This is a genomic window from Proteus appendicitidis (genome assembly GCF_030271835.1).
GTDB classification, from domain to species: Bacteria; Pseudomonadota; Gammaproteobacteria; order Enterobacterales; family Enterobacteriaceae; genus Proteus; species Proteus appendicitidis.
The window spans coordinates 3,486,302-3,513,300 of sequence record NZ_CP127389.1; the positions used below are offsets into that span (position 1 = coordinate 3,486,302).

The 26,999-nt window shown below is 39.7% G+C and carries 23 protein-coding genes; 4 read left to right on the forward strand and 19 right to left on the reverse strand.

What is annotated here, in order from left to right:
* Positions 1-27: 27 nt before the first annotated feature.
* Positions 28-1,005, reverse strand: coding sequence for a phosphoserine phosphatase (serB, locus tag QQS39_RS16020; protein ID WP_151436117.1), 978 nt, complete (start codon positions 1,003-1,005; stop codon positions 28-30).
* Positions 1,006-1,114: 109 nt separating this feature from the next.
* Between serB and QQS39_RS16025 the strand changes: the two genes are divergently transcribed.
* The 4 genes from QQS39_RS16025 to QQS39_RS16040 all read left to right on the forward strand — a co-directional run bounded on the left by QQS39_RS16025 (position 1,115) and on the right by QQS39_RS16040 (position 8,218).
* A complete protein-coding gene (locus QQS39_RS16025; protein ID WP_285804916.1) occupies positions 1,115-1,843 on the forward strand; it encodes a YtjB family periplasmic protein in 729 nt (242 codons plus the stop codon).
* A 225-nt stretch (positions 1,844-2,068) separates the two neighbouring features.
* On the forward strand, positions 2,069-3,610 hold the full coding sequence (locus tag QQS39_RS16030) for a YjjI family glycine radical enzyme (RefSeq protein WP_285804917.1): 1,542 nt from the start codon (positions 2,069-2,071) through the stop codon (positions 3,608-3,610).
* Entirely contained in the window at positions 3,582-4,448 is an 867-nt protein-coding gene (locus QQS39_RS16035) for a YjjW family glycine radical enzyme activase (protein WP_151436120.1), read from the forward strand. Before QQS39_RS16030 ends, QQS39_RS16035 begins: the two co-directional genes overlap by 29 nt.
* A gap of 152 nt (positions 4,449-4,600) precedes the next feature.
* Positions 4,601-8,218, forward strand: coding sequence for an autotransporter domain-containing protein (locus tag QQS39_RS16040; RefSeq protein WP_285804918.1), 3,618 nt, complete (start codon positions 4,601-4,603; stop codon positions 8,216-8,218).
* Between the two features lie 74 nt (positions 8,219-8,292).
* Here QQS39_RS16040 and QQS39_RS16045 read toward each other — a convergent pair whose 3' ends face one another.
* The 18 genes from QQS39_RS16045 to QQS39_RS16130 all read right to left on the reverse strand — a co-directional run bounded on the left by QQS39_RS16045 (position 8,293) and on the right by QQS39_RS16130 (position 26,991).
* A complete protein-coding gene (locus QQS39_RS16045; RefSeq protein WP_285804919.1) occupies positions 8,293-8,931 on the reverse strand; it encodes an ATP-binding cassette domain-containing protein in 639 nt (212 codons plus the stop codon).
* A 59-nt stretch (positions 8,932-8,990) separates the two neighbouring features.
* Entirely contained in the window at positions 8,991-9,788 is a 798-nt protein-coding gene (locus QQS39_RS16050; RefSeq protein WP_285804920.1) for an ATP-binding cassette domain-containing protein, read from the reverse strand.
* Positions 9,782-10,594: an ABC transporter permease gene (locus QQS39_RS16055; RefSeq protein WP_151436123.1), complete on the reverse strand. Its 813-nt coding sequence runs from the start codon at positions 10,592-10,594 to the stop codon at positions 9,782-9,784. The genes QQS39_RS16050 and QQS39_RS16055 overlap by 7 nt, the downstream gene beginning before the upstream one ends.
* Positions 10,591-11,574, reverse strand: a complete 984-nt coding sequence (locus tag QQS39_RS16060) for an ABC transporter permease (protein ID WP_162558391.1) — start codon at positions 11,572-11,574, stop codon at positions 10,591-10,593. Before QQS39_RS16060 ends, QQS39_RS16055 begins: the two co-directional genes overlap by 4 nt.
* Positions 11,559-13,142: an ABC transporter substrate-binding protein gene (locus QQS39_RS16065; RefSeq protein WP_285804921.1), complete on the reverse strand. Its 1,584-nt coding sequence runs from the start codon at positions 13,140-13,142 to the stop codon at positions 11,559-11,561. Before QQS39_RS16065 ends, QQS39_RS16060 begins: the two co-directional genes overlap by 16 nt.
* 404 nt (positions 13,143-13,546) lie before the next feature.
* A complete protein-coding gene (locus tag QQS39_RS16070) occupies positions 13,547-14,536 on the reverse strand; it encodes a glycosyltransferase (RefSeq protein WP_285804922.1) in 990 nt (329 codons plus the stop codon).
* 431 nt (positions 14,537-14,967) lie between these two features.
* Positions 14,968-15,471: a hydrogenase maturation peptidase HycI gene (gene hycI / locus QQS39_RS16075; RefSeq protein ID WP_151436128.1), complete on the reverse strand. Its 504-nt coding sequence runs from the start codon at positions 15,469-15,471 to the stop codon at positions 14,968-14,970.
* On the reverse strand, positions 15,468-15,878 hold the full coding sequence (locus QQS39_RS16080) for a formate hydrogenlyase maturation HycH family protein (protein ID WP_151436129.1): 411 nt from the start codon (positions 15,876-15,878) through the stop codon (positions 15,468-15,470). Before QQS39_RS16080 ends, hycI begins: the two co-directional genes overlap by 4 nt.
* Positions 15,871-16,653, reverse strand: a complete 783-nt coding sequence (locus tag QQS39_RS16085) for an NADH-quinone oxidoreductase subunit B family protein (protein ID WP_151436130.1) — start codon at positions 16,651-16,653, stop codon at positions 15,871-15,873. Before QQS39_RS16085 ends, QQS39_RS16080 begins: the two co-directional genes overlap by 8 nt.
* Positions 16,650-17,204 (reverse strand): hydrogenase 4 subunit H, encoded by a 555-nt coding sequence (gene hyfH, locus QQS39_RS16090; protein ID WP_151436131.1) that lies wholly within the window; start codon positions 17,202-17,204, stop codon positions 16,650-16,652. Before hyfH ends, QQS39_RS16085 begins: the two co-directional genes overlap by 4 nt.
* 11 nt (positions 17,205-17,215) lie before the next feature.
* Positions 17,216-18,949 (reverse strand): hydrogenase large subunit, encoded by a 1,734-nt coding sequence (locus QQS39_RS16095; protein ID WP_285804923.1) that lies wholly within the window; start codon positions 18,947-18,949, stop codon positions 17,216-17,218.
* 1 nt (position 18,950) lies between these two features.
* Positions 18,951-20,519: a hydrogenase 4 subunit F gene (locus QQS39_RS16100; RefSeq protein WP_285804924.1), complete on the reverse strand. Its 1,569-nt coding sequence runs from the start codon at positions 20,517-20,519 to the stop codon at positions 18,951-18,953.
* A 4-nt stretch (positions 20,520-20,523) separates the two neighbouring features.
* The gene (gene hyfE / locus QQS39_RS16105; protein ID WP_151436134.1) at positions 20,524-21,174 is read right to left on the reverse strand and encodes a hydrogenase 4 membrane subunit; all 651 of its coding nucleotides are present in this window, start codon (positions 21,172-21,174) and stop codon (positions 20,524-20,526) included.
* 12 nt (positions 21,175-21,186) lie between these two features.
* A complete protein-coding gene (locus QQS39_RS16110; RefSeq protein WP_151436135.1) occupies positions 21,187-22,638 on the reverse strand; it encodes a hydrogenase 4 subunit D in 1,452 nt (483 codons plus the stop codon).
* Between the two features lie 6 nt (positions 22,639-22,644).
* Positions 22,645-23,595 carry a respiratory chain complex I subunit 1 family protein gene (locus tag QQS39_RS16115; RefSeq protein ID WP_151436136.1) on the reverse strand — a complete coding sequence of 317 codons (951 nt, stop codon included), beginning with the start codon at positions 23,593-23,595 and terminating at the stop codon, positions 22,645-22,647.
* 12 nt (positions 23,596-23,607) lie between these two features.
* Entirely contained in the window at positions 23,608-25,623 is a 2,016-nt protein-coding gene (gene hyfB / locus QQS39_RS16120; RefSeq protein ID WP_285804925.1) for a hydrogenase 4 subunit B, read from the reverse strand.
* 1 nt (position 25,624) lies between these two features.
* A complete protein-coding gene (locus QQS39_RS16125) occupies positions 25,625-26,245 on the reverse strand; it encodes a 4Fe-4S dicluster domain-containing protein (RefSeq protein ID WP_151436138.1) in 621 nt (206 codons plus the stop codon).
* A 269-nt stretch (positions 26,246-26,514) separates the two neighbouring features.
* Positions 26,515-26,991, reverse strand: coding sequence for an RpiB/LacA/LacB family sugar-phosphate isomerase (locus tag QQS39_RS16130; protein WP_151436139.1), 477 nt, complete (start codon positions 26,989-26,991; stop codon positions 26,515-26,517).
* Between the last annotated feature and the right edge of the window lie 8 nt (positions 26,992-26,999).

Genomic DNA, 26,999 nt, shown 5'->3' on the forward strand with positions numbered 1-26,999 from the left:
AACAATAACGATTTTAGAAAAACGCGCTTAGCGCTCTTCGTGTTTTAAACCACCACTTAAAATGCACAATACGCCCATTAGATCCGCATGGCGTATAGCGACTTTCGCCTGAGCATACACTTTAGGCTTTGCATGATAAGCAATACCAAGCCCTGCTTTTCTCAACATTTTAAGATCGTTTGCACCATCACCAATGGCAATTGTTTGCTCCATTGGGATCTCTAAATCTTTCGCTAAACGCGCTAACACTTGCGCTTTGTACTTCGCATCGACAATTGTGCCTTTAACTTTACCCGTTAGTTTGCCATCTTTAATTTCAAGATGGTTAGCAACAGCAGCTACTAAGCGTAATTTTTGTTTTAAATTATCGGCAAAGTACGTAAAGCCACCAGAAGCAATCGCTATATGCCAGTCCATTGCTTGAAGTTTACGCACTAGGCTCGTTAATCCTGGCATTAGTGGTAAATCATCCATTACTTTTTGCAAAATAGATGCATCCGCACCTTTAAGTTCAGCAACGCGGAGTTTTAAGCTTTCACTAAAATCCATTTCGCCTTGCATCGCGCGTTCTGTTATTGCTGCAACTTTATCTCCTACACCTGCCAGTTTTGCAATTTCATCAATGCACTCAATTTGAATAGCTGTAGAGTCCATATCCATCACTAGAAGCCCAGGAGAACGCAAACGAGGAATTTCACCTAGAGGAACGACATCTAAGCCACATTCATCAGATAAACGGCGAATTCGACGGGTTAAACTACCGGCAATACGCACCACTTGATAATCATCAATACGCCATGAAGAAACCACTACGATTGCCACGCCTAATTTATGTTGGAACTCACTAATTCTTTTTTTATCGAGTTCTCGTCCATACAGTAACCATCCGCTATCACCAGCACGATAATCCAGTGGCATTACCTCTTCACCACTGAGTGATAACGGCAGACCTGGCCATTTGCGGATTTCATCCGGTAAATAGCAATAGGTCAGACTATTTGACATACTTATTCTCCTGTTTTCCCCTGTCTGAACAAAATAATCGTTATTCAGCCTATTCTATCTCTGGCTCATCTGGCAACATGCACATACTTGCTTACGCAAAAGGATGAACATGCTTAAAGACAAACTAAAATTCAAACTACAAAAAACGGCGATTATACTGATTTGTATCGCGCTATTGGCATTTCTTATGCAAGGCGCGTCTTATTTTAGCCGTGCCAATCAGCACGCCCGTATTACTCAGTTTGAAGAGCTTGCGAAAACGCTGGCAGAACAAGTTGCGTTCTCTTTATCCACTTATATAGATGGCAGTAGCAAAGATAACGTAAATCCCCTCATTATGGCTAATTTAAATCATCTGACCCATGATAGTCGGGTGCTTGATGCCAGTCTTTATCTAGAAGATGGTACACAAATAGCGCATAGTGGTGAAAATGTCACTGTTAAAGAGCGATTAGCTTTAGAAGGGCAAAAAAGTGGCGGTTCTTTTAATCACCAACTTGTTGTGCCTGTGCCGGGCAAAGATAAACCCAAAGGCTTTTTAAGGCTCACACTGGATACTCATCAACTGGTCACTGAATCAAGTCAGGTCGATAACACCACTAATTTATTGCGAGTGATGTTATTAGTTGCACTGGCGATTGGCTTTTTGCTTTCTCATAACCTTCTTCAACTAACGCCCGTTCATTGGCAACAGTCTCCTTATTTATTAACCGCCAATTTACCGCCTCGTACTGAAAAAGAGGAAATGGAAGAAAACGAAAATAATAAAGAAGAGGGATCAAAAGAGAGTGTTAAAGAGAAAAATAGCGACACAGAAAATGAAACAAGTAAAACATAACGTCTTATTCTTTTAGTTTATCATTCAGTGAGTTTAGTCACTCATTAGCTAAACTCACTTTTTCACTACTATTATTTAGATATATCTAATTTATGCGTATTTTTGTGCTATTACCTTAATCTTTAAAGGGGTTTTGTTTAAAGTCACGGTAAATTTTAATCAAGTCATTAACCTAAAAAGATAAGTTTTAAATCTTTTTCTGGCTCTTTGAGCGCTGAGGTGGTTATGACTGAACAATCTGTTATCCAACGTTGTCAACAAATCGTAGAAAATCCAACCCTTTCCCCTGAACAAAAACGTCATTTTCTCGCATTAGAAGCAGAAAACATGTTGCCTTATCCATCGCTTCCTGAGGATGCCGCTAAAGCGCTTAATGAACGGGTTATCTGTGATATGTATGAAGGTCACGCCCCTTATAAACCACGTTATGTTTTACCCGATTATGCGAAATTCTTAGCACATGGCTCTCGCTATTTAGAGCTAGAACCTGCACAAGATTTTGATGATGCACTGAATATGCTCACTATTCTTTATCATCATGTGCCTTCAGTTACCTCTATGCCTGTATATTTAGGTCGTATCGATAAAATTTTATTACCTTATGTAGGCGAACTGACCGAAGCGCAACTTTACCCTAAATTAAAACGTTTCTGGCGCTATCTTGATAGAACATTACCCGATGCGTTTATGCATGCGAATATTGGCCCTGAAGACTCCATCATCACGCGCTTGATCCTCAAAGTAGATGTAGAACTTCAACAAGTCGCGCCTAACCTTACCTTTATTTATGATGCGAATGCGACACCGTCTGATTTATTGCATCAGGCGATCACCAATATTTGTCACAGCAGTAAGCCTCATATCGCTAATGGGACTTTGCAAGATGCGGTATTTGGAAAAGATGAATATGGCATTGTCAGTTGTTATAACTCACTGCCACAAAGTGGTGGTGGCAGCACTTTAGTACGAATTAACCTTAAAGAAGTCGCTAAACGTAGCCAAGATAGCCAAGATTTTCTGACGCATGTTTTACCGTTTTATATGCAAAAACAAATCGAGATCATTGATGCCCGTTGCGAATTTCTCTATGAAAAATCCAATTTCTTTGAACAGAGCTTCTTAGTAGAAGAAGGTTTGATCTCGCCTGATCGTTTTGCGCCAATGTTTGGTATTTACGGTATGGCAGAAGCCGTTGCGCTATTACTTGAAAAAGAAGGCAAACAAGTCGCCTATGGTGAGAATGAGTCAGCCAATAAACTTAGCTATATTATCAGTGAAAAACTCGCGCAATTTGTCGCGGATACCCCTGTAAAATATGGCTGGAAACAGCGTGCCATGTTACACGCTCAATCGGGTATTAGCTCAGATATTGGTACTACACCCGCAACACGTATTCCTTATGGCACAGAGCCTGATCCGGTCACGCATTTAATGACTATTGCGCCTCATCATCAGTTTTATACGTCAGGGATCAGCGATATCTTAACGGTTGATGAAACCATCAAACAAAATCCTGATGCGTTAATGCAACTCTGTTTAGGAGCATTTGCTTCTGGATTAAGAGAATTTACCGCCAATGTGGGGGGAAATGATTTAGTCCGTGTTACAGGTTATATGGTGCGTTTATCTGATTTGAAAAAATACAAAGAAGAAGGCTCTCGCCTTAATACCACTTGGTTAGGTGATGAAGCCACTGCAAATTGCCATATTGCTGAACGTAAGCCTCGAGTGATTAGTCATGAACAGCAGATGCGTTTCGATAAATAAAATACTGCCCTTCTCTTGTGTTGATGGTCCAGGTAATCGCCTGGCCATCTTCCTACAAGGATGCAATCTGCGTTGCAAAAATTGTCACAATCCCTACACCATGGGGATCTGTGACAATTGTGGTGACTGTATTCCCACTTGCCCTCAACAAGCCCTTTCATTACAAAATGGTGTTATAAGTTGGAACAGTGCCAGTTGTGAACAATGCGACACCTGTATTCAGCAATGTCCCCGTCAATCAAGCCCGATGACATTAACTTATACAGTCGATGAATTAATAGCGATCACACGTAAATATGCCGCTTTTATTAATGGCATTACTGTCAGTGGCGGTGAATCGACATTACAACTTCCTTTTTTAATTAATTATTTTAAAGCAGTCAAAGAAGCACCCGATCTTAAACATCTCACCTGTTTAATCGACAGTAATGGCACACTTTCTATTAATGGTTGGCAAAAAATAGCCCCTTATATGGAGGGCGCAATGATCGATTTAAAAAGCTGGAATGAAAAGATACATATTGATTTAACGGGACGAGGAAATCAGCGTATTAAAGAATCAATCAAATGGTTAGCTAATAATAATTTACTTACAGAATTACGCCTTTTATATATTCCAGAAAAGACAGACTATTTAGAAAATATTGAATTACTTTCCCAGTTTATTAATTCTCTTGGTGAATCAGTATTAGTCAGAATTAATGCTTTTCATCAGCATGGTGTATATGGCGAAGCAAGTAAATGGATATCAGCACAAAAACAACATATTGATTTATTGAGTAAAGAACTAAATAAAAGACATATATTCAATATTAAAACCCCAGAAATATATTCATAATAAAAATCAATTAAAATCAAAAATAATGATTTAAAATTATAATAAATATAATTAGCAATGCATTTTAAAATAAAATCCATTTATATTGACAGAAAAAGAAGATCAAACTAGTCTTCAAAAAAATCCTGCCAATATAAATGGAAAAATAATTTATGCTTATAAGAAAAAAGATATTTAAGTTATCAATAATTACTTCAATAATTATTCTCTCTTCGTTTAGTCATGCAAATATACCTAATGAACTCAGTGCAACAGATCCTATTTATTTTTTCTTTGATCAATATCCTATTCAAAATGTAAAGGACTATAAACACAGTCAACATCATCATGGTGTTCTTGGCTATCGAGAAAAAAATAATATTTATACATCAAAATATTCAACTGTAATTATTAACTCAATTGATAATAAAAATACCATTAGTTTTGATTATGGCGCTCATTTTGAACCTTTAGAGATAGAAAATATTGATAAAATAAAAATTATATCTTTATCTCAAGACGGTCTTTATGTAATAGGGAATGGTCGCGATAAAAATAAAGCATTATCACAACTTTTTATTTATAACACGGTGACAAAAGAGGTTAAATTTTTAAGTAATAAAGATAATAATTATTATACTGATGATCATTTTTTAACAACAGAAGATGGTCGATTTAGCCTTTATGCTGATCATGATGAGAGCTACATTCCATTAATGGAAACACATGATGGTTATCTTCCTTATAATAAAATGGTTTACACCATCTATGATAATAAAAAAAACGGAGTCTTTCCGCTTAAACTTTTAGATAAAACAGACCTAAAAAATCATCCAGAACAAGCAAGGTTTAATGTATTTAATAACTTAAATTTTATTGAAAAATTTATTGATAGAAAACCTCAGATTGAAACCAGCACACTTGATGGTAATTATCTTTATGGTTCATTATTAAGAGATAGCAAAAATGAATCCAATACAAATATTGCTTTTGTTTATCACACTGCTAACGATAAATTAATGACACTAACCAGTTCAAATTTTGGATCATCAAAAATCAATGCAGTCTCTAAAAACAATATTTTTATAGGCTGGTATGAATCATGGGATGATAATAAAAAAATACTTTTTCGCCAATCTTTTTTCTATGCACCTTCAGATAGAAACTTCACTAAGATCAATCCACTATATGATACGGATAGTAAATTCAACTTTAAGGCAAATTCAGAAGCCACAGATATTTCTGACGATGGAAATACTATTGTAGGTTGGTCTGAATATAACGAAAAAAGAAATGGAGAAAGCGAGCTTTCAAATTCTCATTATTTAAGAAATGCATTTGTTTATAAAAAAGATAAAAATGAAATTGTTGCATTAAAAAATATAAATATGGGAAATGAATCAGAAGCACATTCAATTTCAGGCGATGGAAATGTTGTGTTTGGTGTAGCAAATGACGGACAAAATAATTGGAAATTAGTGACATGGAAATTACAAAATTCAAATAATTCAAAGAAAAATAAAAATCATTCAGAGCAAAATAAAAATAATGAAAAAACAAATATAGAGAATATGAAAACCCTTGCTAAGAAGGATATCAATTTAACAAAAAAATTATCTGAAAAATTAAAACTAGATCTTGAAAAAGAAAGAAATTCATTATTTTCTTTAAAAGAAAATCTAGAAAAAAAACAAGCTGAACTTAAAAGTCAACAAAACGAAGCAATACAAAAAAGAGAGGCGATGACTCCTCTCTTAGATAAAAATGAAAATGATTATTTCTCAAAAAATATTCAGTTCTATGAAGAGTATAGTGATGTTATAGAGAATCATAAAAATGAAATTAATAGAATAGAACAACAACTCAATTCTTTAGATAATTCTCAAGAAGGTCAAAATGTAAAATTTATTGAGTCTCAATATAATCAAGCTAAAACTGCATTAGCTGAATTGCAAACAATACCCAAAAAAGAAACAGAACAAGACCGTTTAGCCAAAGAACAAGCCGATAAAGCCAAAGCCGAACAAGAGCGCCTAGCCAAAGAGCAAGCCGATAAAGCTGAACAAGACCGTTTAGCCAAAGAGCAAGCCGATAAAGCTAAAGCCGAACAAGACCGCTTAGCCAAAGAGCAAACCGATAAAGCTAAAGCTGAACAAGACCGCTTAGCCAAAGAGCAAGCCGATAAAGCTAAAGCCGAACAAGACCGCTTAGCCAAAGAGCAAGCCGATAAAGCCAAAGCGGAACAAGATAGCCTAGCCAAAGAGCAAGCCGATAAAGCTAAAGCTGAACAAGATCGCCTAGCCAAAGAGCAAGCCGATAAAGCTAAAGCTGAACAAGATCGCCTAGCCAAAGAGCAAGCCGATAAAGCTAAAGCTGAACAAGACCGTTTAGCCAAAGAGCAAGCCGATAAAGCCAGAGCCGAACAAGATCGCCTAGCCAAAGAGCAAGCCGATAAAGCTAAAGCTGAGCAAGACCGTCTAGCCAAAGAGCAAGCCGATAAAGCCAAAGCGGAACAAGATAGCCTAGCCAAAGAGCAAGCCGATAAAGCTAAAGCTGAACAAGACCGTTTAGCCAAAGAGCAAGTCGATAAAGCCAGAGCTGAACAAGACCGTTTAGCCAAAGAGCAAGCCGATAAAGCTAAAGCTGAACAAGAGCGCTTAGCCAAAGAGCAAGCCGATAAAGCTAAAGCTGAACAAGACCGCCTAGCCAAAGAGCAAGCCGATAAAGCTAAAGCTGAACAAGATAGCCTAGCCAAAGAGCAAGCCGATAAAGCTAAAGCTGAACAAGATCACCTAGCCAAAGAGCAAGAAAAAATTGAGCCATCAATTATTGCCAGCAAACCTATCGATATTGAAAACACTTATAAATCAATGTTATTAATGGCTGAAAACGACTATAAATTTATGGATATGCAACAAGGACAACTGCGCCATTTAGCTTCAGCAACTTGTTCTGTGGGTACTGAAAAAGCCTGTATTAGTGGCTTTGCACACTACCAAAACGTAAATAAAGCCAATGCAACACAAACGGGATTAAGTGGCGCTTATCGTTTTGATATCAACGCAATTCCATTCGTTGTCGGGCTTGCCATTGATACTGATGTCTATTCCTCATTGCCAAAAGGGTATCAATATCAAGGTTATGCATTACCTTTAATTGGTTTTAGCCTAGATTTAATGCCATCACTCAATGCAGAATTAAATAGCGATGCATTACATCTGTCATTAAAAGGGGCTTATTTAAATCGAAAAGTTTCTATCGAAAGACAAATATTAGAAGATACTGAAGCGGGTAAAGGTAATGCTAAAATTTCTGGTTATCACATTGAGTTACAAGGTTACTTCCCTTATTCAATAAACGATGAGTTATTACTGACACCCTTTGCTGGGCTTACTTTTAATCAAATCTCACGTTCAGCTTATAGTGAAACTCAAAATGCGCAATTTGCCGTACACTATGATGCGCTTAACGCACACTCCTTGTTAGCCAAAATGGGATTAGGCATGGATCATTTATTGGGTTCATCTTTTATATTGAATACTAAAGCGGGCTTCTTATGGGATTTATCACATCATCAAGGTGATTTTGGTAGCCATATTGACTATTTAGGTCAGCAAAAAATTGATTACACAGAAAATAAAAAGCAGTTAACACAACGTCCATTTGCGCATATTGGATTAACGTATCAAGTGGATAAACACTCATCTATTGGTACTAAAGCAAATTGGGAAATGACCACCTATCGCAATCACGATATGCAATTTGGTATTAACTACGCCTATCGTTTCTAATTCCATATTGTTACGTTTAGCAGTAATATTCGGCTTCCTATAAAAATATAGGAAGCCATTTTTTTACTAACGGATTAAGATAGCCCGTTATTTTTAATAGTAGAAATACTTTTTCCCGTATCAACCCACCACACCTTCGTCGAAACCTTCTCAAGAAGCGCTTTATTGTGGCTAAAAATAATCAAGCTTAAGGGGCGTTTTTGGCTTTCATCAATTAACACTTTCCAAATTTCAGCTTGAATTTGAGCATCCAATTGTGCCGTTACCTCATCTGCGATCAATATTTGAGTGCGAGGATCAAGCGCCCTTAATAGGGCAATACGCGCTAGCTCTCCTCCTGATAATTCATTAGGTCTACGCGTTAACCACTCTGGCTTTATTCGTAATTTTTCCAGCCAATGTTTATCTGGCGACCAAGCATCACGCACACTTTCGCCTGTTGTTCGAAAAGGGTTAAAACACTTATCAGGATGTTGAGGAACTAATTGAATGGGACAATAACCCTTTTTAGGCAATGGGTTGCCATTAACAAGAATTGAACCGTGAGTGGGTGCTTGCCACTGTGCTAAAACGCGACCTAAGGTTGTTTTTCCTGTGCCACTTGGCGCTGAAATACCGAGTCGCTCTCCCGCATTTAACGAAAAGGAGAGATCTTGCCATAACACCTTACCTGCTTGCTCCACAGATAATTGTTTTAACTCTAAAAGTGGCATAAAGATAACTCCAGAAATAACAGATGAAATGTATAAAAATAAGACTTAAGGACACAATATTATAATGGATTAAGTGATGTTTCTTTTGTATTTATAAATTGTTGTTCAGGTAATGCACTCCAGAGTGTTTTTAACCTCTCACTACCTTCATGGCGATTTAGCACATTAGCAGGAATAATTTCGTTAACCTCACCTTGATTAAGTACCGCTATTGTATCCGCAAATCGTGCCGCTAAAGCTAAATCATGTGTAACCCAAAGCACTGATTTACCTTGATTGCATAACGCTTTTAAATGCCCTAATAACAAACACGCATGTTCATCATCAAGCCACGAGGTGATTTCATCAGCCAGAATATATTGTGCATTAGAAAGCGTTGCATTACAGGCTAATACGCGTTTCGCCATTCCACCAGACAGTTTTGCTGGATATGTTTTTACCAAGGAGCCTGAAAGATGATAAAGACCGAGTTGTTGCACGATATCATCAGACGTAACATCCGCACCGCTTAAACGAGCAGAGCGACTTAATTGATCACCGATACAGATCAACGGATTGAGCGCGCTGACACCTTGAGGAATATAACAAAAAGTATTCCCACGATAAGCAATAAGCTCTCGTTCACTTAATGTATGCCCATTCAGTTTAATCGCGCCACGAACTCGCATATTGGCAGGCAAAAGCCCTAGCGCACTTTGTAATAACAGACTTTTACCTTCACCACTGCCGCCCACTAATGCCAGCATCTTTCCGGGTTTAATATCCAATGAGATTGATTTTAGCAATGGCTGCCAATTTCGTTTTCCTAACCAACGAAACTGTGCGATATCAATGGAAAGCTGTTCAAAACTTAACATCCTGCCCCTCTTAGCCATAATTGTTGCATCGCTTTAGCAAATTGATCGAAAATCAATACTAAGCACATCAAAATTAACCCCGGAAACACCACCATCCACCAAGAGCCAGTACTTAAATAGCGTAGTGCATCTGCCAGTAATAAACCGAGTGAAGGTTCATGCGCAGCCTGACCAAAACCGAGGAAACTTAACGCTGCGCTATGCAATACTGCATGAGGGAACATTAACAAGGTTCCCACGATCCACTGAGGTAATAGCATTGGAATATAGTGTTTTTTTACGCACTCAAAAGGTGAATTGCCAATACGACGCGATAACATCACATAATCCGCTTCACGGATACGCTGAATTTCACCTCGTAAAATTAACGCAAGCTTAGGCCAGTGAGTTAATGCCACCGCCCAAATCACCCCTTGTTGCCCACCACCTAAGGTAAAACAAATAAGAATAAGCAGTAATAAGTGAGGTAATGCCAAAAGCGCATCAACAACACCTCTTACAAAAAAATCGCAATAGCGATTAATGGAAGAAATTCCTGCAAAAATCAACGCAATCGTGCCACTCACAACCGCACTTGTTACACCAATATTTAAGCTACTTAACATGCCTTGAAAGCAACGTAGCCATAATGAACGACCTAAGTTATCCGTCCCAAACCAATATTGACCTGATGGTGCTTGATTCCTAGCCAGAAAATCCATTGCGATATCAGTATGAGAAACAGAAAAGCCATACGCAACTAACCCAATTAACGCGAAGGTGACTAACAAAAGTCGCAACAATGGCTTGTTCGGATCGTAAATCATGAGTCTCGCAAAATTCCTTTATTAATACGTCGTAATAGGCTGTTAGAAATGCTATTACCGAAGAAAATCAAAATAGTGCTGAAAACCACAATGCCCATTAATAGAGGAATATCACCTCGTAACCCCGCATCAACGGTTGCCTGCCCTAATCCAGGATAAGCAAATACTTTCTCTGCTAAGAGAGAGCCACCGAGCAGTTCACCAATGGATGCAAACTGTAAGCAAAGTGCAGGTGTAATGGCATGACGTAGAACATGAAATAGCATCATAGCCCAGCCTTTATCACCTTGAGCTTTAGCAAAATGGATAAATTCACTGCCCATCACCTCAGCAACTTTCGCGCGAGTATGCAGTGCGATATTCCCTGTTCCTAATAAACCAAGCGCAATCATAGGTAAAATAAGATGTGAAAAACGCTGACTTAACGTTGCTGTTTCAGCACTACTTCCCATTGGCCACGCACAACAAATTGGCGCCCAATGTAAGGTGACAGAAAATAGAGATAACAGCAGTAACCCTACCCAGAACGTCGGTAACGCGGCTAATAAATAAGATAAAGTAGAGATAATTCTATCTGGCCAGCGATTAAGGTATCGACCCGCGACTAATCCCATCACAACACCAATAACACCGGAAAATACCCACGCTGAAAAAAGCAAAATAAACGAAGGCCCTGCACGTTCACGAATAACATCAATAACAGGCATGTTATACAACATAGAATAGCCAAAATCCCCTTGAATGATTTGGCTAAACCAAAGCCAAAATCGCATCCATAAAGGTTGGTCAATTCCCCAACGCGCTGCAATTAAAGGATATTGTTCAGGAGGAACATTCAGTAAATCACTACCGATATAAGCCTTAATGGGATCGATTGGCGAAAAACTTAATAAAATAAAAACACCTGCTGTTGTCACCAACAGCAGGCAGAGTAATCGCAGGAAAAAACCTGCACTTTGACGTATTACTGACAAGTCCACTTCCAAGTATCTACGCTATTTAATAATGACCATGAACCATGGATTTCAGGAGTTCCTGTACCCAGATCAACACAAGGATTAGTTAGGTAAGTGTGTTGCACATTCATCAGCCAAGCCCAAGCAGCATCACCTTTTACACCAGCACCGTTTTTACCATCCCACTCTACCGCTTTCCAATGAGGAACAGCTTCTTGCCATGTATGTGCATCAAGTGCGGCTTGTAGATGTTTTTCGACTTCAGGATTTTTGTAATAGCCTGGATTATAATAACCAACACCCGCAGCATTAGCGCTGTAGTGATGATATAACTCCATCGGATCAAGGCTACCCCAACCAAATAAAGTTGGATTTGAGTGCATATAGCGCTCTACAGTATCCCAACTTCCTGATTTAAGATCCATTTGAATGCCAAGAGGTTGCACTAACGCACGAATTGACTCAGCTAAATCACGACGTGTTGCATCACCACTGGTATACCATAAAGTGAGTTTTGCTTCTAAACCGTCTTTTTCACGAATACCGTTTTTATTCAGCTTCCAGCCTGCATCTTCAAGAATTTGTTTTGCTTTTACAACATCACCATCTTTGAAAGCAGCATCAGTTTGATCCCAAGGTAAACCTTTTACGCCGGTATATGCAGGAACGGCATAACCATCAAGCACTTGCTCTGAAAGCAACTTACGATCTAGCGCGTAGTTAATGGCTTTACGAATAGCGATATCAGCGGTGATATCATTACCAATATCATAGCCTTGGGCGTTTTTCTCACCTGATTTTACCATTGGGAAAACAATACCGCGATTTTCAACACTCGGTCTTTCCCACAATTTAGTATTTGGTAAATTCTTAGCAATTGCAGCCGTTGCAGGTGGAATACGCACAATACCTAATTGTCCACTTTGCGCAGCAGCAAAAGCCGCATCTTCGTCAAGGAAAACGAAAATCAATTTTTCAAAATCGTTTTTCTGTCCCGCATAGTAAGGGTTTGCTTCAACGATTAATTGCTGACCCGGTTGGAAACTGACCATGCGATAAGGACCTGCACCAATTGGCTTTTGTGCATAGGTTTTTTCATCATACTTATCGGCAGAAACAATACCTAAAGAGCCGAGCACGTTTACGAAAGTACTTTGTGGTGCTTTTAGCGTGATGGTGACATGCAAATCATCATCTGCTTTTGCAGAGAGGAAGTTACCCATATCAACTTTACCGCCACTGGCAGCCGCATTGTTATAAGTAAATACGATATCTTTTGCTGTAAGCGGTAAGCCATCAGAGAATTTTAAATTTGGCTTTAACGTTAATTTCCATGTTTTACCATCTTCACTTGGCTGATAGTCACTTAACATATTGCTATACCAAGAGAGATCGGCATTTTGCTTTAACAATGGGCTATGAAGAAGCAAATAACTGCCATGACTCCAACCCAGCATTGGGTCAAAACCTTCTGTTGGCTCTTCACCAATAGCTAATTTCAGCGTTTGAGCAGATGTTGCAAAAGGGACGCTTAACGCGGCTAAGCAAGTTAACGTTACTAATGATTGACGCCAACCAAACCGAATAGACATAAAACATTCTCCGATTTTTTAGATACGACTTATCATCAGTCTCTATCTAAATAAGATGAAGAGGCTGAAACAAGATAAATAACAATAGTAATTGTGATGCTCTGCAACTTAATGCAGATAAAGGCTAAACCAGTGGCATCATAATAAGTTTTTTTATTCAAATACTCGAATAATATTCGTCAGTTTATTGATTTCACATAAACTTTTATTAAGGAGCAATACTCATTATGGCAAACTTCTAGTCAGTACACAGTATTTTTCTAATAAATAAGTTATATATTTATCATTAAATTTATTAGTGAGCGCAAAACGAAATAAAATGAATTTTTAACGCAATTAGTTTATTTCATTTTATTTAATATACACTGAAAATAAAAAAGGCACATTATTGCGCCCTTTTGTGATCATGAATTTAATATTCTTTTTAATTTAAAATAGCGTCGTCCTAAACGCCAACGCAATCTTAGATCTTTCGCATTTTTCCAGATCAGCGCCCATATCCCTCTATCAAAAAATTCTTTAATGATTTGTTTTTTAATTTCAATAGATTGAATAGCAACAATTGAGTGAATAATTCCTAAACCTTCTTTTGCGATTTGCCAATAACACGCATTAATATTTTGAGCCACTTTCTTATGTTTTTGATTAATAGCATCAAGCATTTCTAATATTTTCATGTAATTATGAATTGTTCTAACATGAATACTGTCATTAGGTGTGGCATGAGAAACCGATGCAGAATGAATTAAGTAATCGTAATAGCGTTCATCGATATATTTAACCCGCTGCGCTGTTAATAACACTTCAGTTGTCCACGGAATATCTTGATGGTGTAAACCCGGCTCAAAATAATAACCATGAGCAAGTAAAAATTCACGACGATAAATATTTAACCAAGTCACATGTAAGAATTTTTTAGAGTTTAATGCCGTTTCTAACCATTGTGGCCCCGTTAAAATTCCCGTTGTTTGCAAGCGGTTAGATGGAAATATAGGTCGTGAAGGGCGTCCATCTGTATAAACATAATTACCATTACAGGTTAAAATATCCAAATTATCATCTTTAGCCACATTAAGCATTCTGTCATACATATTAGGATGAATTACATCATCAATATCAGGAAAAACAATATATTGACCTTTTGAAATATTAAATCCTATATTACGAGCAACAGATACACCTTGGTTTTCCTGATCAATAATAGTGACTTGAGGAAATCTTTCTGCCCATTCTTGTAATATTTTAAGTGAATTATCTCTAGAGCCATCATTAACTAAAATAAGTTCCCAATTCTTTAATTTGATAGATTGTAATCCATTGAAAAATTGAGATAAAAATTTCTCACCATTATAAATGGCGACGACGATACTCAGTTGAGGTATAGAAGAAGACATAACCCACCTTTTATATTCTTAGCTAAGAAAAGAATTTCCCCCTAAATAGTTAGTATTAAAAACAAGCAACGTAGTCACTCACAGAGTTAATTACTCTTAATTCATTCTTAATGAAAACTTAATTTTTAACTAACTAAAGGTGAAAATGATATTTAATGAAGATAAGTATAATTAACTTCTTTTTATCTCTTATGAAGAAAGGGTTAAGGTGGTTTGTTTTTTAAAAGAAATAACTAAAGGGAAAATTAAGGTTAACATGAAGAATAAATGTTATTAGCAGGCGCTCAACTTATCAATGCGTAATATAAGTTACAAAAAACACTTTTTTTATCATTAATGACACTTATATCACTCATTAAACGAAAAACATCCGCAAAGCGGATGTTTTAGTTTTTATTTAAATTAATAATCAGTGGATACTTGTTGTACTTTTATTCTTCAATATCATCTTCTTCATCGCAGACTTCAAGTGCTGGAAAGTAATCAACTCGCCAAGACTTGATCCCTTGATACACTTCATCAACGGCATTTTTTACCGCTTCGGTCATTGGATAATAAAAACCGACGAGATCGGGTTGTATCCCTAAGAAAGTAATATCTGGAATATCATCTTTTAATTGATCGATAAGAAAATTCAGCGGCATATTATGAGTGCTCATAATAAACATTTCCGCTATGTAGTCAGGATCTATCACCCTAATTTCACCAGGGTTTAAACCAATATCTGCAGCATCAACAATAACAACACATTGAGGTTGTAACTCTCTTACTTGATAAGAGACATTTTCAGGCGCGCTTCCCCCGTTGATAACAATCCATCCATCAATGGGATTTGCTTCCATTAACTCAGCAAGCAGAGGACCTGCACCATCGTCACCCATCATGCTGTTGCCGACCGTTAATACCACTTTAGGTGCTGTCATTGCTTTACTCATGGTTTTCTCTTCACAATCAAATAAATAGCCGGTTCTGCGTGGATCTCACCCAGTAATTTAATCAGCGTTTGACTCCACTCACTAAAAATAGGATCGTCACTTTTAATAATAGGATCAAATGCTAACGCTAATAAGTGAGTATGCTCAGAGTTAATATTAATTTCACCGAACGTCAGCAACCCTTGCATTTTGCGTTTGGCTTCCCCTTCAGGCAATAAATCAATCCATGCTTTATATTTTTCTAAAGGACAAACTAGCTCTGTTTTTAGACAATCAATCATACCGACGTGGTGACCAATCGCGAGCGAATAGTACATCACCTGTTGCGCTTGCTCAGGAATATCATCATCGCTATCAACAAACTTTTGTCTCAATGACCAAAAGTAAACGTTAGCATCATCAGGCATAAATGCCCCCTTGGCTTAATGAATAAACAAGGCGTTTTACAATCTCAGATAAACGAGGATCATTCGCTTGTCGTAGCCATTCATCTACACGTCCACTAACTTCCTGAATAGTAGCGCCCTCTAATAAGGTGAGGAAATGATCGCTGATTTGTCTTCCCTGATAATAGCCAGCAAGACGACGAGCTTCACGCTCAATCATCACTCGAGCATCTAAAGGAATAGAAGGCAGAATTAGAGAGGCTTTTTCATTCTCTACTTCAATGTGCGATTCGCCTTTTAATTTCTGGTCTAACAAGCCCAGCGCAACAGCAAATCCATAAATCGTCGCTGCTGGTGTTGGAGGACAACCTGGGATCCACACATCAATAGGAACGATAGATTCACTGCCACCCCATACACAATAGAGATCGTGGAAAATACCGCCACCACAGCCACAAGCACCATAAGAGATACAGATTTTTGGATCTGGCGCTGATTCATAAGCACGCAATGCAGGAACACGCATCTGGCGCGTTACTGCGCCAGTGAATAATAAAATATCAGCGTGACGAGGCGAAGCCACCACTTTGATACCAAAACGTTCAGCATCAAAAACCGGTGTAATTGCGGAGAAAATTTCAATCTCACAACCATTACAACCACCACAGTCAACACGATAAACATAAGCTGAACGCTGAATATCTTTCAACAATGTCTGTTTTAGCTTTTTAGCCTGTTCATCAAGGGTGATAGGTTGGCTAACATGATGATTAATGGGAATTTCTGGAAAACTCATTTTATTGTACTCCCAATTTCGCCCACACTAATATTTTCACGACCATCAGATAACAAGTTATGTTTACGCTTACATTCAGGGCAAGTTTCAAATTGTGGGCGCATCGCTTCTACGGTTTGCTCATCCCAGCCTGATTGCACTAATAGTTCCATCGCATATTCAACTGATTTTCTAGGCGTAAAGGGTTGATGGCATTCACGGCAATTCAATAACTTAAAAGTTCCTTTGATATAAAGATCTGACTTTTTAGTTACTGCCGTTTCAAACATATCGGATAAAACAATCGCTCTTGTTGGGCAAACTTCTTCACAACGACCACAATAAATACAGCGACCAATGAATAATTGCCAATGACGCTCGCCTGTTTCCAAATTCGTTTCCATCGTTAACGCATTAGCAGGACATGCTGAGGTGCAAGCACCACAGACAATGCATTGCTGTGCATCATATTCAGGCTTTCCTCTGAAACCATCAGGTAAATCCAGAGGTTTAAACGGATATTTGGTCGTTGCTTCGCCTGTTTTGATTATGGTTTTAAACAATTTTAACATCGTTCATTCCCTCACTTGAGCGGCGAATTTTTACGTTCGATGCTGTAACGTTCAATTTCTTTGTAAGAAACTGTTTTAGATTTACGTTTTTTCACATCGACGAGCGTTACCCTGTCAGTACAGGAATAACAAGGGTCAAGACTACCGATAATTAACGGCGCATCAGAGACGGTATTTCCTTGCAACATATAACGTAATACTGGCCAGTTAGCATAAGTTGCAGCACGGCAACGCCAGCGGAATAATTTTTGGTTATCACCCAACATACTCCAGTGAACATCTTCACCGCGTGGTGCTTCAGTAAAGCCCAGCGCAAATTTATATGGCTGATAAGTAAAGCCTTCGGTTAATAATGGACCTTCTGGCAAGTTATCTAAGGCATATTCAATCATTGCCATTGAATCCAAGACTTCTTTAATACGTACCATCACACGGGAGAATACGTCGCCACCTTCATAACTAAAAAGCGTCAGTGGAAGATTGCCATAATCTGCAAACGGGTGGTCAAAACGCACATCACGCTTAAAGCCACTCGCTCTTATCATTGGACCTACCGGGCTAAAATCACGAGCCACTTTCTTATCTAAGATACCAACACCGACAGTACGTTGTTCCATATTCGGCGTTGATAGCAATATATCCACTAATTCAGTGACTTCTTTACGCATTTCTCTAACAAGTTGGATAGTCTTCAGACGCTGATCTTTTAAAATATCGCGGCGAATACCCCCAATTAAGTTCAAGCCATACGTTTTACGCGCACCAGTGAGCATTTCTGCAATTTGCATTGATTTTTCACGAATACGGAAAAATTGCATAAAGCCAGTATCAAAGCCTGTAAAGTGACTGGCTAAACCAATGTTTAATAAATGGCTATGAAGACGTTCAACTTCTAATAGGATAGAACGAATAGTATGCGCACGACGTGGCACTTCAATGCCTAACGCATTTTCAACAGAAGTGACATACGCCACGCTGTGAGTAAAACCACAGATACCACACACGCGGTCTGATAAGAAGGTCACTTCGTTATAACCCATACGGGTTTCAGCCAGTTTTTCCATACCACGGTGAACATAGAACATGCGGTAATCGGCATCGACAATGTTTTCACCGTCTACGAATAAGCGAAAGTGTCCCGGTTCATCAGAGGTAATGTGCATAGGGCCAATTGGCACAACACGCGCATCTTGCTTACCTTCGTTCACGAAAGGATAAGTTTCGACTTCAGTTGCTGGTGCTGGACGTTGGCGATAATCCATCGCATCTTTACGCAGTGGATACATCTCTTCAGGCCAGTCATCGGGAAGCACTAAACGACGTTCATCAGGTAAACCAACCGGGATAAGACCATACATATCACGAATTTCACGCTCACCCCACACGGCTGCTGGGACACGCGGAGTCACTGACGGGAACTCTAAAGTAATTGGGCTAACATGCGCTTTTACAACAACCCAGCATTTTTCACCCTCTTCCATTGATAATGCGTAATAAACAGCATAGTCCCCGTTTAAACTACGTTCGTCGTTACCGAATAAAACAGGTAACCAACCGCCTAAGCCGTAATACAGGTATTCCACCACTTCAGGGAGTGATTCCGTTTTTACTGTTATCGTCAATTGATCAGCGGTTTGTCGCTCTTCATCAAGAACTGCTGATGGGAATTTTTCACGAACCTTGGCAACGTAATCTCCGCCTAGTTCTTTTCCCTCTTTTCTACTGACATAATTTTGGTAGCTCACGTTACATCTCCTGAACCGATGTGGATGGATTGTTGATTAAAGCCGCTGGCCATGCATAAGTAGGTGACTCACTTTTATCAATATTCATCACGATATTAGCGGCATTTTCTAACAGCTCGCTGACAGGTTTAGGAATGTGAGTTCCCATTAACAGCATAAGTGCAATCAGAATGACCATTGGTAATGTGGTTAAAATTCCCAGTTCACCTTTAGCAACAACATCAGGTTTTGGACCAAAGACAGTTTTAGCCACCATACGAACTAAACCACCTAACACTACGGTCAATAACAATAATAATAGGATAGTTAGCCCAATGTGCTGAGAAGCTAAACCTGCCACAACAATCATAAATTCACTAATAAAGACGTTGAAAGGAGGCATACCGCCTAACGCTAAAGCGCCACCAGCAAAAAGAGCGGCACTTAATGGCATCACTTTAAACATGCCTTTCACAACATTTAAATCACGAGTACCGTATTTCAATAACACGTTACCGGAGCCACAGAACAACAGTGCTTTCGCTAAACTGTGGTTTAAGGTGTGGAATAAAGCGGCCAAAATACCAATTGGTCCGCCAATCCCTAATGCGACGGCAATTAATCCCATGTTTTCCACACTGGAATACGCTAAAAGACGTTTCATATCGCGCTGAATAAGAATAAAGAACGCCGCGATAGCAACAGAGAGGAAGCCAAAGATTAACAGTAAGTTACGTGTAAATTCAGTACCAATTGCCGCATCAATAATGATGTAGTAACGAATGATAATTAACAGCGCACAATTCAGTAAAACTGCTGATAACAGCGCACTGACAGGGCTTGGTGCTTCACTGTGTGCGTCTGGTAACCATGCGTGCATTGGGAATAACCCCGTTTTGGTACCGAAACCGATTAAAATAAAGACAAAAGCTAAATGCATCAGTGTTGGGTCTAACTGGTCTGTATATTTCAACACTTCAGTCCAGAAGATAGCCTGATCTGGATCAGGCATAAAGCTTGCGGCATTGGCATAAACCAAAATAGTTCCGAAAAGACCAAATGCCACACCCACACTACAAATAATGATGTACTTCCACGCAGCTTCCAAAGAAGAACGTTGACCATAAATTCCAACTAAGAATGCAGAACTTAGGGTTGTTGCTTCAATGGCTGCCCACATTAAGATCAAGTTATTACTCGTAATTGCTAATAACATGGTGAATAAAAACAGGTGGAAGAAACCATAATAATTACACAAAGTGCGTACTGAAATTTCGCCCTCATCCACTTCGTGATTCATATAGCCAATAGAATAAAGTCCTGTTAAAAAGCCGATAATACCTAAGATGGCGAGGAATAATGCGCCAAGGCTATCCACATGAACCCAATTAGCAGCAGCCAATATTTCGCCATGAGACATGACATCTGCCACAGCCCCTAATGCAGCGATTAACAATACGGTGATACCAATAGCATGAAGCCCTGTTACAACAGGACGCGCACCCGCTTTTAATAACGGGCTTAGAAACGCCAGTATTGAAAATACCAACGGTGCAAACATTAAAATTGTTAACATGGTTGTTTGGTTCATCTCCTCACCCCTTCAGCGCGGTCAGTTGATCCACGTTCAGTGTGTTGAGCGTGCGGTAAATCTTACGAGCCAACACTGCCATAACGATCACAGCAAAGATGGCGTCTGTGGCGATACCAATTTCGACCAGTTCTGGCGCTCTCCACGCTAATAATGCCAGTGTTAAGTGAGAGCCGTTTTCCATTAAACAGTAACCAAAAGCTTGTTTTAGGATATTTCGCTGAGTCACGATGCAAAGTAGACCCAACATAAAGTGCCCCAGAGAAACTGCGAGTGCAGGTTTCAAATCAACAACCATTGGGATTTGAATTGGCTCTACCACAAACCAACTTAAAATGACGATAACAGCAGCCAACAACATTAAAAATGCCGGGCTAATAACACTGATATTCGCACTAGGATCGGATAACTTACGGAATGCAAATCCTAAAATAAGTGGCACAAGCAGAACTTTAGTAAAGAAGGCGGTGATCGCCCAAAGTGTAAGTTGGTGTGCATCTAATGTATTGGCTAAAGTGACGAAAATCATCACTAAAACGAAAGATTGCAATGCATAGAACCAACAGGATGCAATCGGCTTTTTAGCGCCAATTACCAGCAGCGAGGTGATCATCATTAACCCCGCCAAATTGTTTACGATAAGTGCTCCAGTCATGATTTATCTCCCTTATCCTAGCCAAGTGACTGCGATAACACTGGATGCAAAAGACATCACAATCAGTATTCCAATCACAATTTGCATTGCCATAGGAACAGGTTGCCCTTGTGCAACTTCTGTACTTGGTTTGCCAGGAACAACACGACCAAACCAGTAGATAAACCAAGTGAAGCTAGCAACAGACTCAATCAGTACTAGCACCATAATTGGTGTCATCACCCAGAAAACACTCGACAGTTCAAAACCTGCGGCAAAAATTGGGAATTTACTAAAGAAGCCATTCATTGGAGGAACCCCAGCAATTGCCAGCGCGGCAACACAGAAACCCACACCCAATAATGGATATTTATTAATTAACCCTTTTAAGCGCGGCAACATACGAGTACCACAGCTATAACTCAATGCACCGGCAACTAAGAAGAACAAGCTTTTCGCGAAGGCATGGTTAAAGATATAAGCAATACCGCCTTCAAACGCTTCGCGCGGCCCAAAGATAGAAATAGATAATGCAAGGAAGATATAAGAGAGCTGAGTGATGGTTGACCATGCTAATAGGCGTTTCATATCTTTTTGTGGCAAATACATCATAAAGCCATAAATCAACGTGATAACCGCCATGGTAATACCCACCCAACCAATAAGGTGAGGAACATCACCATCTGCTGACATAATCGCACGAGCAAAGATATAAACACCGACTTTTACCATTGATGCGGCGTGTAAGTAAGCACTCACAGGTGTTGGAGCTTCCATCGCATCAGGTAGCCAAGCTTGCAGTGGTAATTGAGCTGATTTACCCCAAGCCGCAAAGAGAATTCCACCAAACACAATCAGTTTGGTTGGCTCATCTAACGTTGCGATTGCGGTTAATTCAAATGTCCCCGTACTCACAAACAAGGTTGCCGCTGCGAGATAAAGACCGATTGAAGCAACGTGAGTGATCAACAACGCTTTCATTGCTGAACGGAGCGATTTGTCAGATTGGTAGTAGCCGATTAATCCCCAAGAACATCCCCCGGTGATTTCAAAAAACAGGAGTTGACCTAAAATAGTCGATGAAAGGACTAACCCCGCCATTGCACCAATAAAAATCAGCAAGAAGGCATAATAGCGACGAGTACCATCATGTGGATGCTCGCGATTGCCATTGGTCAGATAGCCAGTAGAGTAAAAACTCACCAACAATCCTAAGAACACAACCGCGAAAGCAATCAATGTACTGACACGATCAATGGTAAAACCAAAGAGCGCAACATCACCATATTGTACTAGCGTAATTGTGGTATCGACTTTACCTTCAGCGAGGAACTGCCAACCTAAAACAACCGTTCCTAATGTGGCTAATAAAGCGAACAGTGTACATAACCACTTCGCCATCCGATTTGGCATTAAGGACGTAATCAACGCCCCCGCAAATGGGATGAGTAAGGTCGCAAGAGCTATATTTTCCATTGTAATCATCGCTCCTTATAGACCGGTTAAATAGAAAACAAGAGCCAGTGCCGCAACACCGAATCCTAACCATGTCACATGGTGAGTCAGTAAGAAGCGACCACGCGCTAAACTGTTTTCAACCAATGACGCTAATACAAACACCACTAACAACTTCACTGCCATTAAAACTAGCGCAATGATCAGTGCAATAAAGGTGAATTCTGTTGCTTTACCGAAAGGAATAAATATGGCTAAAAACAGTTCAGCCACTACCACTTGTTTTAAACCAAGACCCAGTTTCACCATGGCAAAACCAGAGCCTGAATACTCAGTTAATGGACCTTCTTGTAACTCTTGCTCAGCTTCCGCAACGTCGAATGGCATTTTGCCCATTTCGATAAATGCGGCAAAAGCACAAGCTAATAAGGCTAACAGTGTGGCAGTTGGTGATACCCAACCTTGAGCAAGTGTTGCACTGATGGTGCCGACGTTGGTTGAACCCACAATTAACGCCACCACAATCAGTGATAACACTAAAATAGGCTCTACTAACACACCCAGCGTTAATTCACGGCTAGCACCAATACCTGCAAACGTGCTTCCTGAATCCAGACCAGATAAAGAGAAGAAGAAACGATAAAGTGCAAACAGATAAATCAGTGCGATAAGGTCGGCTGCACCCGCAAACAGTGACGTTGCGGTAAAGACAGGCAACGCCATCGCAACCACCAGCATACTTCCCAGTAACACATAAGGCATTACTTGGAAGATCACGCCAGATTGCTCAGGTGCCACAGATTGACGTTTAAATAACTTAAAGATATCTCGATAATCTTGCAAAATCCCGGGGCCTTGACGCGAATGCATCTTGGCGCGAATTGTGCGCGAAATACCTGTACATAATGGGGTTATCGCTAACAAAAAGAGTGCTTGTATTAGTGCGAATATGCCCATCATTAACGTAGGTGCTTCTTGGAAAGTCATAAGTCCCTCTCCTTACGCTGCGATGACTAAAAGCAAGATGACCAGCGCTGCGACAACGTATAGACAATAGAGTCTGAAATCCCCGCCTTGTAGGCATTGGATACGTTTTGCAAAACGTTGGATACCACGAACCAGAGGATAAATAATGCGTTCATCCCAGAATGGTTCGATCTTTTCAGCACCGAGCTGTGTTTTATTAAAACCACGAGACAGCAATGGAGATGGATCAAGTTGTTTACGCATACGATAAAGTGGTGCAAACATGCTACGTAATGCTTGAGTAAAACCACCTGCTGACACTGCCATATCCTTTTCCCACACATAACCACACGCCCAAGGATCACCTTTACGACGAAACGCAGGTTGATTGCCTTTTAGGCCGAGGTAAATCAGGAATGGGATAAGCGGTAGAGCAATTAATAAAACAAATGTTAATGCTGGAGAGAACATGGCTTGTGATGCAGTATCAGGAACAAGCATGGAGCCTTGAGCTACCGTTAATGCGCTGGTTTCGCTAAGCGACATTGCAATATTGGCAATGATTGGTGCAACGAAAGCTGCCCCCACACCTAACACAACACAGAAAAGCGCTAATAAACCCATCGCAATCGTCATTGGTAGTGGTACTTCTTTTGCTTTTGTTGCTTGCTCACTACGAGGACCGCCACAGAAGCTAACACCATAGACTTTAACGAAACACATTGCCGCTAATGCCCCTGTAATTGCCAGCATAATAATGGCAATAGGACCACTTAAGCGCATCACAAAGTTACCTTCGTAACTCATCGTAAATAAAGATTGATAGGTATACCATTCACTAACAAAACCGTTTAGTGGCGGTAATGCTGAAATCGCCATACAACCAATTAAGAATGCCGTTGCAGTGTAAGGCATCAGTTTGGCTAGCCCACCCATCTTATCCATATCACGCGTGTGAATTTGATTAATAATCGCGCCAGCGCCGAGGAATAATAACCCTTTGAACACCGCATGGTTTAATAAGTGATATAAAGCCCCTAACAGGCCAAGTGCAGCAATAACCGGATGGTCTGTTGCCATGCCGACCATACCAACACCCACACCCATTAAAATGATGCCGATATTTTCAACGGTATGCCATGCAAGCAAACGTTTTAAATCATGCTCTGCTAATGCGTACATAACACCCAATACAGAAGACACTGCACCGAATGCGAGGACAACAATTCCCCACCACATTTCAGTTGCACCCAATAAATCGATACCGACTTTAATTATCCCGAAAATACCAATTTTGACCATCACACCTGACATTAATGCCGATGCATGTGAAGGTGCTGCGGGGTGAGCTTTGGGTAACCAACTGTGTAATGGCAACATACCGGCTTTGGCACCAAAACCAAAAAAGCCCAGTAAAAACACCACAGAAGCCATTGCAGGAGAAAGAGAGAGTTGACGGAATGAATCAAAATCAAGGCTACCACTTTCACGCCACATCAAGAAGAAGGCAATCATGATTAACACGGAGCCTGCGTGAGCAATAAAGAAGTAAAGTAAGCCTGCGTGAATAGATTCGTCATCTTGGTCAGCAATCACTAAGAACCAAGAAGCCAGTGACATCATTTCGAATAGGATAATAAAGTAGAACGCATTATCCATCACTACTAAGCCAACCATAGAAGCAATAAACAGATTCATAAAGAATCCCATGCTCCAAGCGCCACGACCTTTATATTCTTGCACATAAGCAAGAGAATAAAGCGCACACACGCTGACCAGTAATGAAATAACGAACACCATAAAGGCGCCTAACATATCCATGCGCACCACAAAGGCGGCAAACTCGAAAGGCCCTGCGGCGGTAAAAGTAGCGATTTCGCCACCAAAAATAACCGGTAATGCACTTAAAATACCTAAGACACCACCAATGATTGCGCTGATCCCTGAAATAAGGATTGCCAACCCTTCCTGTTTTTTTAAAAACAGTGCAATAACGCCACCAACAACATACAGGATGACTGACCACAGCAGTAACTGAAGAGGTTCCATATTACTTCCGCTCCTGTGTCAAAGTAGATAAATCGTCAAGGCTCGTAATGGGTTCCATCACTGAGTCTAAGCGTCGCGTTTTCATTTGCTCTTCAAGTTTGTCTTCTTCAACTAAATGCAATGCATCGGTTGGACATACGTTGACACAAGCAGGACCTTCATCAGAGAAAGCACATAAATCACATTTCACTGCGATTGCGCGGACACCCACATTCCATGCAAGGAATGGATTGGTTGTTGGAAGGCTTGCTGGCACATCTGCCAACATTTCTTCAGGCACAAAATGTTCAAAAACAGCCGGTAAGTTAACGGGTTTACTGCCTGATGGTGTAATTGCACCAAAAGGACAAACCAGACCACACAACTTACAGCCAATACACAGGCTCTCATTAAGAAAGATCATATTATCTTCATGAGTGATGGCATTGACTGGGCACACGCGAGCACAAGGAGCATCCTCACAGTGCCGACAAAGCATCGGTGCTGTCTGATCCTCCACTTTTACCACTGTAAGACGCGGATGCGCCTGTAGACCCACAGCTTGGTGAACTTCTGAACAAGCTGCCATACAGGTATTACACCCTATGCATCGTTGTGGCTCTGCAATTACAAAGCGATTCATTCGCCACATCCTCCGAAAAACGTTTAACAGCATTACTGTCGTCAATTTTTCTTTAGATAAAGCATATTTCATGCCAAGAGAGGATTTAATTTATTTGTGATAAAAATCATTGAGATAGAAACAAGGAAAGAGGATGAGAATGACGTATCGACAATAATGACGTTGACACTCAAAGAGGGATAAAACTCGGAGAGAAGGCTTTAGGCTGCTGACAAACATACTGTGTTTGCCAGCAAATAATAAGAAGTTTTCAATAAATGAGGTGAGACTTAGTTGTGGTAAATTTTCTTTTCAACATCTTTCATTGAATTTAAGCCACATTTTAAATCTTCTGGTGTTGCTTCAGAAAAACCTTCTGTAAAGGTTGCTGATAAATAAGCATCAACCATCATTTTAGCTTTAAACGGTGTTATTAATAAGCCCCCCATTGCCAGCATATTACAGTTATTAATTACCTTACAAAAACGGGCAGTCGTGATACTTTCACACACGCCACAATAAACATTTTTATGTTTATTCGCACTAATACTCACGCCCATTCCTGTACCACAGAAAACAAAGCCAATATATTCAGGATGTTCAGAAATAATTGAGCCAACTTTATCACCCACATCACAATAGCCAATAGGACCTGATTCTGTGAGATCTTTTATTGTGTAATTTTTTTCTGATAAATAAGATTTAATCGTATTTTTAAGCTCAAATCCTGAAGGATCAGCCCCCATAATAATCGTTTTATTTTCCATATAGCCTC

Bases quoted from the DNA above. Each gene is read 5' to 3' on its own strand.
- QQS39_RS16055 (WP_151436123.1), bottom strand. From the start codon at position 10,594: ATGATTTACGATCCGAACAAGCCATTGTTGCGACTTTTGTTAGTCACC.
- QQS39_RS16050 (WP_285804920.1), bottom strand. From the start codon at position 9,788: ATGTTAAGTTTTGAACAGCTTTCCATTGATATCGCACAGTTTCGTTGG.
- QQS39_RS16085 (WP_151436130.1), bottom strand. From the start codon at position 16,653: ATGAGTTTTCCAGAAATTCCCATTAATCATCATGTTAGCCAACCTATC.
- QQS39_RS16125 (WP_151436138.1), bottom strand. From the start codon at position 26,245: ATGAATCGCTTTGTAATTGCAGAGCCACAACGATGCATAGGGTGTAAT.
- hyfH (WP_151436131.1), bottom strand. From the start codon at position 17,204: ATGTTAAAATTGTTTAAAACCATAATCAAAACAGGCGAAGCAACGACC.
- QQS39_RS16045 (WP_285804919.1), bottom strand. From the start codon at position 8,931: ATGCCACTTTTAGAGTTAAAACAATTATCTGTGGAGCAAGCAGGTAAG.
- QQS39_RS16115 (WP_151436136.1), bottom strand. From the start codon at position 23,595: ATGACTTTCCAAGAAGCACCTACGTTAATGATGGGCATATTCGCACTA.
- QQS39_RS16040 (WP_285804918.1), top strand. From the start codon at position 4,601: ATGCTTATAAGAAAAAAGATATTTAAGTTATCAATAATTACTTCAATA.
- QQS39_RS16130 (WP_151436139.1), bottom strand. From the start codon at position 26,991: ATGGAAAATAAAACGATTATTATGGGGGCTGATCCTTCAGGATTTGAG.
- QQS39_RS16065 (WP_285804921.1), bottom strand. From the start codon at position 13,142: ATGTCTATTCGGTTTGGTTGGCGTCAATCATTAGTAACGTTAACTTGC.
- QQS39_RS16070 (WP_285804922.1), bottom strand. From the start codon at position 14,536: ATGTCTTCTTCTATACCTCAACTGAGTATCGTCGTCGCCATTTATAAT.
- hyfB (WP_285804925.1), bottom strand. From the start codon at position 25,623: ATGGAACCTCTTCAGTTACTGCTGTGGTCAGTCATCCTGTATGTTGTT.
- hyfE (WP_151436134.1), bottom strand. From the start codon at position 21,174: ATGACTGGAGCACTTATCGTAAACAATTTGGCGGGGTTAATGATGATC.
- QQS39_RS16030 (WP_285804917.1), top strand. From the start codon at position 2,069: ATGACTGAACAATCTGTTATCCAACGTTGTCAACAAATCGTAGAAAAT.
- serB (WP_151436117.1), bottom strand. From the start codon at position 1,005: ATGTCAAATAGTCTGACCTATTGCTATTTACCGGATGAAATCCGCAAA.
- QQS39_RS16080 (WP_151436129.1), bottom strand. From the start codon at position 15,878: ATGCCTGATGATGCTAACGTTTACTTTTGGTCATTGAGACAAAAGTTT.
- QQS39_RS16035 (WP_151436120.1), top strand. From the start codon at position 3,582: ATGAACAGCAGATGCGTTTCGATAAATAAAATACTGCCCTTCTCTTGT.
- QQS39_RS16110 (WP_151436135.1), bottom strand. From the start codon at position 22,638: ATGATTACAATGGAAAATATAGCTCTTGCGACCTTACTCATCCCATTT.
- QQS39_RS16100 (WP_285804924.1), bottom strand. From the start codon at position 20,519: ATGAACCAAACAACCATGTTAACAATTTTAATGTTTGCACCGTTGGTA.
- QQS39_RS16025 (WP_285804916.1), top strand. From the start codon at position 1,115: ATGCTTAAAGACAAACTAAAATTCAAACTACAAAAAACGGCGATTATA.
- hycI (WP_151436128.1), bottom strand. From the start codon at position 15,471: ATGAGTAAAGCAATGACAGCACCTAAAGTGGTATTAACGGTCGGCAAC.